Source organism: Paranoxybacillus vitaminiphilus, assembly GCF_003259935.1.
Classification (GTDB): domain Bacteria; phylum Bacillota; class Bacilli; order Bacillales; family Anoxybacillaceae; genus Paranoxybacillus; species Paranoxybacillus vitaminiphilus.
On sequence record NZ_QLMH01000019.1, the window covers coordinates 38,237 to 48,198 of the forward strand.

The 9,962-nt window shown below is 41.0% G+C and carries 10 protein-coding genes and 12 tRNA genes; 20 read left to right on the top strand and 2 right to left on the bottom strand.

Translation table 11 applies throughout. The annotated features are described in order from the left end of the window. The first annotated feature begins 45 nt into the window (after positions 1–45). Positions 46–525, top strand: a complete 480-nt coding sequence (locus B0I26_RS15355) for a PH domain-containing protein (protein WP_111646290.1) — start codon at positions 46–48, stop codon at positions 523–525. After that, a complete protein-coding gene (locus B0I26_RS15360; RefSeq protein WP_181502937.1) occupies positions 518–1,936 on the top strand; it encodes a PH domain-containing protein in 1,419 nt (472 codons plus the stop codon). The genes B0I26_RS15355 and B0I26_RS15360 overlap by 8 nt, the downstream gene beginning before the upstream one ends. Here the strand turns inward: B0I26_RS15360 and B0I26_RS15365 are convergent, their stop codons facing one another. Continuing rightward, positions 1,937–2,539 (bottom strand): rhomboid family intramembrane serine protease, encoded by a 603-nt coding sequence (locus B0I26_RS15365; RefSeq protein ID WP_111646292.1) that lies wholly within the window; start codon positions 2,537–2,539, stop codon positions 1,937–1,939. Positions 2,540–2,613: 74 nt separating this feature from the next. Between B0I26_RS15365 and acpS the strand changes: the two genes are divergently transcribed. The 5 genes from acpS (at position 2,614) to B0I26_RS15390 (ending at position 7,355) form a co-directional block, all read left to right on the top strand. Beyond that, the gene (gene acpS / locus B0I26_RS15370; protein WP_111646293.1) at positions 2,614–2,976 is read left to right on the top strand and encodes a holo-ACP synthase; all 363 of its coding nucleotides are present in this window, start codon (positions 2,614–2,616) and stop codon (positions 2,974–2,976) included. Between the two features lie 91 nt (positions 2,977–3,067). After that, complete coding sequence (locus tag B0I26_RS15375) at positions 3,068–4,081, top strand: LolA family protein (protein WP_111646294.1); 1,014 nt, start codon at positions 3,068–3,070, stop codon at positions 4,079–4,081. Positions 4,082–4,342: 261 nt separating this feature from the next. Continuing rightward, entirely contained in the window at positions 4,343–4,624 is a 282-nt protein-coding gene (locus B0I26_RS15380; RefSeq protein ID WP_111646295.1) for a CopG family ribbon-helix-helix protein, read from the top strand. Positions 4,625–4,628: 4 nt separating this feature from the next. Continuing rightward, positions 4,629–4,979, top strand: a complete 351-nt coding sequence (gene ndoA, locus B0I26_RS15385) for a type II toxin-antitoxin system endoribonuclease NdoA (RefSeq protein ID WP_003253417.1) — start codon at positions 4,629–4,631, stop codon at positions 4,977–4,979. Between the two features lie 213 nt (positions 4,980–5,192). Then, positions 5,193–7,355, top strand: coding sequence for a Tex family protein (locus B0I26_RS15390; RefSeq protein ID WP_111646296.1), 2,163 nt, complete (start codon positions 5,193–5,195; stop codon positions 7,353–7,355). Positions 7,356–7,381: 26 nt separating this feature from the next. Here the strand turns inward: B0I26_RS15390 and cmpA are convergent, their stop codons facing one another. Next, positions 7,382–7,495, bottom strand: coding sequence for a cortex morphogenetic protein CmpA (cmpA, locus tag B0I26_RS15395; RefSeq protein WP_111646297.1), 114 nt, complete (start codon positions 7,493–7,495; stop codon positions 7,382–7,384). Between the two features lie 94 nt (positions 7,496–7,589). Between cmpA and B0I26_RS15400 the strand changes: the two genes are divergently transcribed. From B0I26_RS15400 to B0I26_RS15460, 13 genes are all read left to right on the top strand, one after another. Continuing rightward, entirely contained in the window at positions 7,590–8,045 is a 456-nt protein-coding gene (locus B0I26_RS15400; protein ID WP_111646298.1) for a SprT family protein, read from the top strand. A gap of 170 nt (positions 8,046–8,215) precedes the next feature. After that, a tRNA-Asn gene (locus B0I26_RS15405) sits at positions 8,216–8,290 on the top strand. Between the two features lie 2 nt (positions 8,291–8,292). Next, positions 8,293–8,385: transfer RNA gene (locus B0I26_RS15410), tRNA-Ser, on the top strand. An 18-nt stretch (positions 8,386–8,403) separates the two neighbouring features. Continuing rightward, positions 8,404–8,475: transfer RNA gene (locus tag B0I26_RS15415), tRNA-Glu, on the top strand. A 70-nt stretch (positions 8,476–8,545) separates the two neighbouring features. Further along, positions 8,546–8,621, top strand: a tRNA-Val gene (locus B0I26_RS15420). Positions 8,622–8,632: 11 nt separating this feature from the next. After that, positions 8,633–8,708 (top strand) — tRNA-Asp (locus B0I26_RS15425). Between the two features lie 210 nt (positions 8,709–8,918). Continuing rightward, a tRNA-Gln gene (locus tag B0I26_RS15430) sits at positions 8,919–8,993 on the top strand. A gap of 239 nt (positions 8,994–9,232) precedes the next feature. Further along, a tRNA-Lys gene (locus tag B0I26_RS15435) sits at positions 9,233–9,308 on the top strand. 4 nt (positions 9,309–9,312) lie between these two features. Beyond that, positions 9,313–9,397, top strand: a tRNA-Leu gene (locus tag B0I26_RS15440). 11 nt (positions 9,398–9,408) lie between these two features. Beyond that, positions 9,409–9,491, top strand: a tRNA-Leu gene (locus B0I26_RS15445). Positions 9,492–9,555: 64 nt separating this feature from the next. Beyond that, a tRNA-Arg gene (locus B0I26_RS15450) sits at positions 9,556–9,632 on the top strand. A 6-nt stretch (positions 9,633–9,638) separates the two neighbouring features. Further along, positions 9,639–9,715 (top strand) — tRNA-Pro (locus B0I26_RS15455). A gap of 12 nt (positions 9,716–9,727) precedes the next feature. Continuing rightward, positions 9,728–9,801 (top strand) — tRNA-Gly (locus tag B0I26_RS15460). Positions 9,802–9,962: the final 161 nt, after the last annotated feature.

Sequence of the window (9,962 nt, forward strand, 5' to 3'; positions counted from 1 at the left end):
TTTGTTATAGAGGAAATGGATTTACAAATGAAAAGAGGGGAAAACATGAGGGAGGAGCCCAAACATCGGATTAGTGAAAGAGCGTTAACCGTTTGGCGAATTAGCGGAGCTATTTTATCTGCAATTTCATGGATGCTTTTTTTCGTTTTTGTTGCGGTAACACTTATTTTTGACTGGCCTTATTGGCTCATTATGATTGGTTTTATTGTTGTTGTCGTTGATACGTATGCAAAAATATTTTTATTTCCCAAGCTGCGCTGGAAACGGTGGCGGTATGAAGTTCATGAACATGAAATTGATATTCAACGCGGCTTGTTTATTATTAGAAGAACAATTATTCCGATGGTGCGCGTTCAGCATGTCGATACAGAACAGGGACCGCTTTTACGTAAGTATCGTCTAGCAACGGTATCTGTATCCACGGCGGCGACTACTCATGAAATACCAGCGTTGGATGTTCAAGAAGCAGAGAAATTGCGCGACCGCATTTCCATATTAGCAAGGGTGGTTGATGAAGATGAATGAGCCGCGCCGCCTACATCCGCTTGCTGCTTTTATTCAATTTCTTAAAACCGTTCGCGAGCTAATTCTTCCTTTAGCGTTATTTTTTATATTTGGCGGGGAGGGAGAAGGAAAATTTGTCTGGTTCAAATATGCCGTTTTAGTCATTACGCTGCTCGGGACGTTGATGGGAGGATTATTGTCTTGGTATCGCTATACTTACCGAATTGAGCAGGGAGAATTACGAATCGAATACGGGATATTTGTACGAAAACGAAGATATATTCCGCGGGAACGGATTCAAACGATTCATGTTTCAGCAGGAATCATCCAAAGATTGTTCGGTTTAGTAAAATTGCAAATTGAAACAGCGAGAGGAGGCAATGAGGCCGAAGCGGTTTTAACTGCGATTACAAAAGCGGAAGCAGATAGAATAAAGAGCGCTTTGCTTGCTGATGATTTGATTTCTTATGCACAAATGGAAGATGCTTTTTTGCGTTATGAAGCAACAATGAAAGAATTAGTGATTGCTGCTTCTACGTCTGGCAGCATCGGTGTTGTTTTGTCCGCCGGAGGGGCGTTTTTTGGTCAGTTTGACGAGTTGATTCCTTATGAATTATTTTTACAAAAGTTTCAGCAGTTCACTCATTTGAATATGATTATTATTTCTCTCATCGTCTTATTTGCTATTTTTTTAGTATGGTTTATTTCTATTTTTATAATGGTTGCGAAATACGGCCATTTTACTGTTGTCAAAAACGGAGATGATTTAACGATTTCCCGCGGGTTGCTGGAAAAGCGGCAGTTTAACATTCCCATTGCCCGCATTCAAGCGATTCGCATTGCACAAAATCCTCTCCGCCAATTGTTCGGTTATGCTGCTGTTTACGTAGAAAGTGCAGGGGGATTAGCTGAAAAGGAAAGCAACTATTCCACTGTTCTTTTCCCGCTTGTAAAGGTTTCAAAAGTAAATGAGCTGTTATCGATGTTTGTGCCTCATTATTCCGTACCAGCTTCTTTTGAACGATTGCCGTCAAGAGCGCTGCGCCGTTATATATGGCGGTCCGTATTGCCAGCAGTCGTTTTGCTGCTTCCAATTAGTTATTTTTTTCAGCCATGGGGGTATTTGTTACTATTGCTTGTAGTCCCTTTTGCGTTTCTTGGGTATATGCGTTTTAAAGATGCCGGCGTGTATATGATCGATGAACATAGCTTATCGTTGCGTTATCGAGTTTTTACAAAAATGATTGTGTTATTAAGGAAAAGGCGGATTCAAACTCTAGAAAGCAGCCAGTCTATTTTCCAGCGCAAACAGCGGCTTGCAACCGTTCACCTGTTCATTCAATCCGGTTTACTACACTCAAAGCATTTTAAAGTCGTAGACATTGATGAGGCACATATGGATGCCATACAAAAATGGTATCGAAAACGGTAACTATATCGCATATGGATTTCGGCGGGAAGCGATAAATGGAGCTATCGTTGCTCCGCCTAAAAATCCGAATGTATGAGCGATTGTATTAATATTGGGGTTCGTTACTGTCATGACAATACCAATGCATAAACTTGTAATAATGATTTGTGCGTGCCGGCGGTCGATGATATTTTTGTGAATGATAATTAAGTAAATGTACACGCCAAACAGCCCAAAAATGGCACTTGAAGCGCCTAAATGGCTATACAGCGGCGGAAGGAAAAATAACGTAGCAACGTTTGCAAATGTGCCGCTCCATATATAGACAATGATGAATTTACATGTTCCGAGCATTTTTTCTAAAGCAGGACCAAAAAGGATAAGAGAAAGAGAATTAATCATCATATGCCCGAAATGAAGGTGCAAAAAAAGCGGAGTGAAAAGACGCCAATATTCCCCCATGCGGATATAAACGTTTATGCCGATCAGTTTTTCTAGAAGAAAATTGGCAAACGTTGTCTCAATCGAAAAAAAAGTCCAGCAAATAACATGAGTAACGATAATGGATGAGACAGTTGGATATAAACGGACAAATGTTTGAACATTTTCAGTACGTAAAAACATACACTCCCCTCCTTGAGAGCTTGTTTTGTAAATATGTATGTAATAAATAGAACGGATAGAAGGAAGGAAAAGCAATGATTGTTGGAATTGGAATTGATATTGTAGAAATAAAACGGATAAAAGAAATTGTGGAGCGGCAGCCGAAATTTATTGAACGGATTTTATCAGAGTCGGAGAAGAAAAGATTTTTTCAATTATCGGAAACGAGAAAAATCGAATTTTTGGCAGGGAGGTTTGCTGCTAAAGAAGCTTATGCGAAGGCAGTAGGAACGGGAATCGGCAAAGAACTGTCTTTTACGGACATACACATACATAATGATGAGAAAGGAAAGCCTTTTATCCTTTCAGAAACCTCAGAACAGCGCATTCATTTATCCATTTCCCATAGCGAGGAGTATGCGGTTGCGCAGGTAATTATTGAGCGCTTGTCAAGCTAGTCTGCATATTTGCCATCCTTGTCTCATATATTGTAGTGCGCAAGGGAGAGAACATCTCTCAATGTTTATATGAGACAAAGGGGTTGAAAAAATGAGGAGAATTTTATTTGGGGCACTGTTAACCATCTTTTTAGTTTTTGCTTTAGCTGCGTGCGGTTCAAAATCTCAAGAGGACGTAGTCAAAGAGCTTGATGAAAAAATGGAGAAATTGTCCAGTTATAAAGCGGAAGCGAAAATGACCTTAACGACCGGCTCAGAGCCGCAAGTGTATGACGTGGAGATTTGGTATAAGCAGCCGTCCTACTACCGTGTCAATTTGAAAAATGCACAAAAAGAGCAAAATCAAATGATTTTACGGAATGATGAGGGAGTGTTTGTTTTAACACCTGCATTAAACAAAAGCTTCCGCTTTCAAAGCGACTGGCCCAAAAACAGCAGTCAAGCTTATTTATATGAATCTTTAATAAAAGATATCTTAAACGATTCGAAGGCTTCCTTTAAAACAACAAAAAATTATTACGTCTTCGAAACAAAAACGAATTATCAAAACAGCAAAATGATTCCGAAACAAGAAATTACTTTGAACAAAAAAGATTTGTCTCCTGTTACTGTGAAAGTAATGGATACAGATATGAATCCGCTGCTAACTGTCGAATTTTCCAAAGTTGAATTTAATACCGAGTTTGACAAAGATGCATTTGATACAACGAAAAATATGACAGGGGCGAAATTAGATGTTCCGACAATGGCACAAGAAGATGATGCAACGCTAAAAGTAATGTACCCGGTTGATTTACCAGCAGGAGTTGAACCTATGGAAGAAAAAGAAATTGCAACAGAGAATGGAAAACGGATTATTATGACATTCGGCGGTGAAAAATCATTTACGCTTATTCAAGAAAAAGCGCGTGTCCTGCCGGCAACGAGCACATCTACACTTATCAAAGGTGAGCCGGTTGATTTGGGATTTGCCATCGGAGCGCTTACTGATCGATCGCTTACTTGGTCATATAAAGGCACCGATTTTACGCTGGCTTCTAATGATTTAACACGAGAAGAAATGATGATGATTGCCCGCTCCGTACAAGGAACAGCCATTAAATAACATGTGTTTACACAGGCTCGGCTAATAAAAGGAGCCTGTTTTTTATCATTAACTTGCATGGTATTCGTATTTTTTCAAACAGCAAAGTATCATTGGAGAGAGAAATCTTGTTTTAAACAGAAACAATATGCATAAACAAGCAACTTTTCAGACGATAATATGTAAGGAATTAAGGAAATTGCTTTGCATGAAAAGGATTTAATGCTATTATTGAAATGAATGTGACTTAATTGGGCTGTAGTTTCTTGGAGGTGCATGTTTGTGTCTGAATCCAGCGCAACAACAGAAATCGTCATTCGTCTGCCTCAAGCATTAGTAACAGAGTTAGACGTAATTGTAAAACAAGAAAACGGTAATCGCAGCGATCTGATTTATCAAGCAACGAAAATGTATATTCGTGAACGTAAAAAGCGCCAAATCCGTGAGGCGATGAGACGCGGTTATATGGAAATGGCGAAAATTAATCTATCCATTGCATCGGAAGCGTTTCTTGCAGAATATGAAGCCGACCACACCGTTGAACGTTTAGTTAGCGGGGGGTAATGCTTTGATTGTCAAGCGTGGCGACGTGTATTTTGCAGACCTTTCCCCGGTAGTTGGCTCAGAGCAAGGAGGCGTTCGTCCGGTATTAGTCATTCAGAATGACATTGGGAACCGCTTTAGTCCTACTGTAATAGTGGCGGCTATTACCGCACAAATCCAAAAAGCGAAGTTGCCAACGCACGTGGAAATTGATGCGAAGCGCTACGGATTTGAGCGTGATTCCGTTATCCTTTTGGAACAAATACGGACGATTGATAAACAACGCTTAACAGATAAGATTACCCATCTCGATGATGAGATGATGGATAAAGTGGATGAAGCCCTTCAAATCAGCTTAGGACTCATTGATTTTTAATTTGCACAAGTCTATATGTTTGAATATTCAGAAAAAATAGCTACCGAAGCCGTAGCTATTTTTATTTTTTTATCTACTCAGCCCCCTTACTTTAAAGGACTCTGGAGAGGGAAGAGGGAGTAGTTTAAGAAAGGAAAAGATCCATACTATTTGTATATAAGTTTTGGTAAAATGAAGAAACAAACCTTTTCAACATTGTAGGAGGAATTCGCGTTGGAGAAACGAGAAAAGCTGATTCACATCATTGCCCAAGAGCTAAGTATTGCCGGTTGGCAGGTAGAAAATGTTATTTCTCTTTTTGAAGAGGGCAACACAGTTCCGTTCATTGCCCGTTATCGCAAAGAGTTAACAGGTGCTCTCGATGAAGTGCAAATTCGTGAGGTGTTAGAAAAATGGCAATATCTCCAAAATCTTGAGTCACGCAAAGAAGAAGTGTTACGGCTAATTGACGAACAAGGAAAGCTAACGGAGGAATTAAAAACAGCCATTTTACAAGCAACTAAATTACAGCAAGTAGAGGATTTATATCGCCCATACAAACAGAAGCGGCGTACAAAAGCGACTATCGCCAAAGAAAAAGGGCTTGAGCCGTTGGCAGAATGGCTTTTAACATTTCCGGTGAATGAATCGGTAGAAGAAAAAGCATCCCAGTTTCTTTCTGAGGAAAAAGAAGTCCATTCGATTGAAGAAGCCATTCAAGGTGCCAAGGATATTATCGCTGAGAAAGTTGCTGATGATGCAACGTTTCGCCAGTGGATTCGCACAGAGACATTTAAAAAAGGAATGGTTGTGTCTGTCGCTAAAGACACAGAGAAAGACGAGAAAAAAGTGTACGAAATGTATTACGAATATGAGGAGCCTGTTCATAAAATTGTTCCGCATCGAGTGCTGGCGCTTAACCGCGGGGAAAAAGAAGATATTTTACGCGTTTCCATCAAAGCCCCTGTTGATGACATTTTAAATTATTTAAGAAAAAAGGTAGTTTTAAATGAGCATTCAAAAGCAGCAAATCTTGTTTTGGAAGCGATTGAAGATAGCTATAAACGTTTAATTGAACCGGCTGTAGAAAGAGAAATCCGCAATGAATTAACGGAAAAAGCAGAAGAGCGTGCGATTCATATTTTTGCAGAAAATTTACGAAAGCTTTTATTGCAGCCGCCGTTAAAAGGAAAGACGGTGTTGGGGATTGACCCTGCTTATCGGACAGGCTGTAAATTAGCGGTTGTCGATGAGACAGGAAAATTATTGAAAATTGATGTAGTTTATCCGCATCCGCCAAAAAATGAATTAGACGAAGCAAAGAGAAAGCTGCTCGAAATGATTAAAAACTATTCGGTAGAAATGATTGCGATCGGCAACGGAACAGCTTCGCGTGAAACGGAACAATTTGTAGCTGATACGATAAAAGAGCTGAGCGAAGACGTATTTTATATGATTGTCAATGAAGCAGGAGCGAGTGTCTATTCTGCTTCAGAGCTTGCCCGCAAAGAATTTCCGGATTTGCAAGTAGAGGAAAGAAGCGCAGTTTCCATTGCACGGCGTGTGCAGGATCCGCTCGCGGAACTGGTGAAAATTGACCCGAAATCGGTAGGTGTCGGGCAATATCAGCATGATGTTTCACAGAAAAAGCTGGCAGAGTCACTAAACTTTGTTGTTGAAACGGTTGTAAACCAAGTTGGAGTGAATGTCAATACAGCTTCTGCAGCACTGCTGCAGTATGTATCAGGACTATCGAAAGCAGTCGCTGAAAATATCGTGAAGCGCAGGGAAGAACAAGGAAAATTTAAAAATCGCAGCGAATTAAAAACCATTCCAAGGCTAGGGGCGAAAACATATGAACAGTGCATCGGTTTCTTGCGGATTATTGATGGAGACGAACCTTTAGATCGAACAGCCATTCATCCGGAAAACTATCAAAAAGTAAAAGAGTTGTTAAAGCAAATTGGCGCTACGACAGAAGATTTGGGAAGCGAAAAGCTTCGTCAGGCGCTTGAAAATTTATCAATTAAAGAAACTGCAAGTGCTCTTGGAATTGGAGAATTGACATTAAAAGATATTATTGATGCACTGATTCGTCCGGAAAGAGATCCGCGTGACGATTTGCCGAAACCGTTATTGAAAAAAGATGTCTTAAAACTGGAAGATTTACAAAAAGGAATGGAACTAGAAGGAACCGTGCGCAATGTTGTTGATTTCGGTGCGTTTGTTGATATTGGAGTTAAGCAGGACGGGCTTGTTCATATTTCCAAATTAAGCGACAAATATGTAAAGCACCCTTTAGATGTTGTTTCCGTAGGCGATGTTGTTAAAGTATGGGTAGAAGATGTTGATGTCGCAAAAGGACGGATAGCTTTATCCATGCTTCCTCCTCGTTAAAAGGCTTCTAGAAAAAAACACTGCTTTTACGAGCAGTGTTTTTTTCGGTAAAAGAACCAACATTGGTTTAACAGTTTAATTTGATAGCTATTTTTTTCGTAATAAGCACGCATCATTTGATTTTTTAACCATGTAGGCATTTGGGCAAACCTCCATTGGACATTTGTTTAAAAAGAAGTTAGTATATAGTTTATGTATAAATAAGTTGTCTTGTGTCAAAAAAGGGGGATCGCTGTGGAGCAAAACAAGCTGCAGCAATTGGTAGAACACATTTCCTTGCGTTTTTTTGGCAAACCATTTAAACATCAAGCAGTGTTTAATCCGCGACTGAGAACGACAGGTGGAAGATATTTATTGCGTACTCACAATATTGAACTTAACCCGAAATATTATGAAGCGTTTGGAGAAGAAGAGTTGATTGCGATTATTAAACATGAGCTATGTCATTATCATCTTCATTTAGAGGGAAAAGGTTATCGACATCGGGATCATGATTTTCGCGTTTTGTTAAAGCAAGTAGAAGCACCAAGGTTTTGTAAACCGTTGCCGAATGAATTAAGGAAAAAAAGTATCTCGATTCATATTTATATTTGTACAGCTTGCGGCATACAGTACAAAAGGAGAAAAAGAATCAACACACAACGCTATGTTTGCGGAAGATGCCAAGGACGTTTAAAAAAATTAAAATAAGTAGTTGACGGAAGATATATATGTATGTTAAATTATAAAAGCCGTCGTTGATAGACGGTTTTGAAAAAGAGTAACAAAGTAATAAAATTGCTGTTGACAACTGATAAACATCCCACTATAATGAAAGAAGTCAAGTGACAGATTATTTTTTAAATTGATAGCTGATTTATTCCGCAATAGCTCAGCGGTAGAGCAACCGGCTGTTAACCGGTAGGTCGTAGGTTCGAATCCTACTTGCGGAGCCATTGGAGAAGTACCCAAGTGGCTGAAGGGGACGGTTTGCTAAACCGTTAGGTCGCGTTTTTGCGGCGCGCGGGTTCAAATCCCGCCTTCTCCGCCACTTTGAAATATGGAATATGGCCCGTTGGTCAAGTGGTTAAGACACCGCCCTTTCACGGCGGTAACACGGGTTCGAATCCCGTACGGGTCATCTTTTAGTGGGAGATGTTGGAAGCTTTCCTTTGTCGAAAGTGAACACCACCTCCCATTTGTTTGCTGTTGGAGGATTAGCTCAGCTGGGAGAGCACTTGCCTTACAAGCAAGGGGTCGGCGGTTCGATCCCGTCATCCTCCACCATATAAAATATTGGTCCCGTAGTGTAGTGGTTAACATGCCTGCCTGTCACGCAGGAGATCGCGGGTTCGAGTCCCGTCGGGACCGCCATTGATTTAAAAATGTTATATAAATGTCGGATAATTTCCTGAATTTCCTGACAGAAATTTTTGAAATTATCCTGCGGTGTTGATGTAACAGCTAAAAACCAAGTCATTGTCGAAATTATTTCGTGGATTTCCTTCAGAAATCCCCAAAATAATTTCTGCGGTGTTAACTCATGAAGCATATTCGTAGAAGTATTTCATGAAGTTATATCAATGGGCTATAGCCAAGCGGTAAGGCAACGGACTTTGACTCCGTGATGCGCTGGTTCGAATCCAGCTAGCCCAGCCATTTTAAAAAATGAGCCATTAGCGACGAGCGATGCATCGTCGAATAAGCTGCGAGTTGTCCCGACGCATTAATCATCGCTGAGTGAGCTAGAAGAGGAAGGGACACAGCACGCTCAAATAAGATTTTTTCAAGATTTTTCAGCGCACCACTCGAACCACTCCTTGAGTAAATATTCTGAGAGTGGAGTGGGACATCATACCGCTTTAAAAGACTAGTGTATATAACTGGATTTTGATAATGAGCCATTAGCTCAGCAGGTAGAGCATCTGACTTTTAATCAGAGGGTCGGAGGTTCGAGTCCTCCATGGCTCACCATTTTGCGGGTGTGGCGGAATTGGCAGACGCACCAGACTTAGGATCTGGCGCCGCAAGGCGTGGGGGTTCAAGTCCCTCCACCCGCACCACTATTGATATCGCGGTCGTGGCGGAATGGCAGACGCGCTAGGTTGAGGGCCTAGTGGGGGCAACCCCGTGGAGGTTCAAGTCCTCTCGGCCGCATCGAAAAAAGTGTTGCAAAAATATTTTCGATGATATATAATAGAAAGCGTCTCTTGAAAAGTAAGCGCTCGTAGCTCAATTGGATAGAGCATCTGACTACGGATCAGAAGGTTAGGGGTTCGAATCCTCTCGAGCGCGCCACATTAACGGGAAGTAGCTCAGCTTGGTAGAGCACATGGTTTGGGACCATGGGGTCGCAGGTTCGAATCCTGTCTTCCCGACCAGCTAGGCTATATGCGGGTGTAGTTTAGTGGTAAAACCTCAGCCTTCCAAGCTGATGTCGTGGGTTCGATTCCCATCACCCGCTCCATGATAAATGTTCTTTGAAAACTGAACAAAACGAAGCGTCTACAAAGAAAAGCGGAAGCGAGCGTTTAGCGCCGGGAGGAAAATGTTCTTCCGACGAGACATACTTGTATGTCGATGGAGGAAGGTTATTTTCCGCGAGGCGCTGCGAGCTGAAGCTAGACA

Coding starts and splice junctions, on each gene's coding strand:
- B0I26_RS15355 (WP_111646290.1), top strand. CDS start 46: ATGAGGGAGGAGCCCAAACATCGGATTAGTGAAAGAGCGTTAACCGTT.
- B0I26_RS15360 (WP_181502937.1), top strand. CDS start 518: ATGAATGAGCCGCGCCGCCTACATCCGCTTGCTGCTTTTATTCAATTT.
- B0I26_RS15365 (WP_111646292.1), bottom strand. CDS start 2,539: ATGTTTTTACGTACTGAAAATGTTCAAACATTTGTCCGTTTATATCCA.
- acpS (WP_111646293.1), top strand. CDS start 2,614: ATGATTGTTGGAATTGGAATTGATATTGTAGAAATAAAACGGATAAAA.
- B0I26_RS15375 (WP_111646294.1), top strand. CDS start 3,068: ATGAGGAGAATTTTATTTGGGGCACTGTTAACCATCTTTTTAGTTTTT.
- cmpA (WP_111646297.1), bottom strand. CDS start 7,495: ATGCCTACATGGTTAAAAAATCAAATGATGCGTGCTTATTACGAAAAA.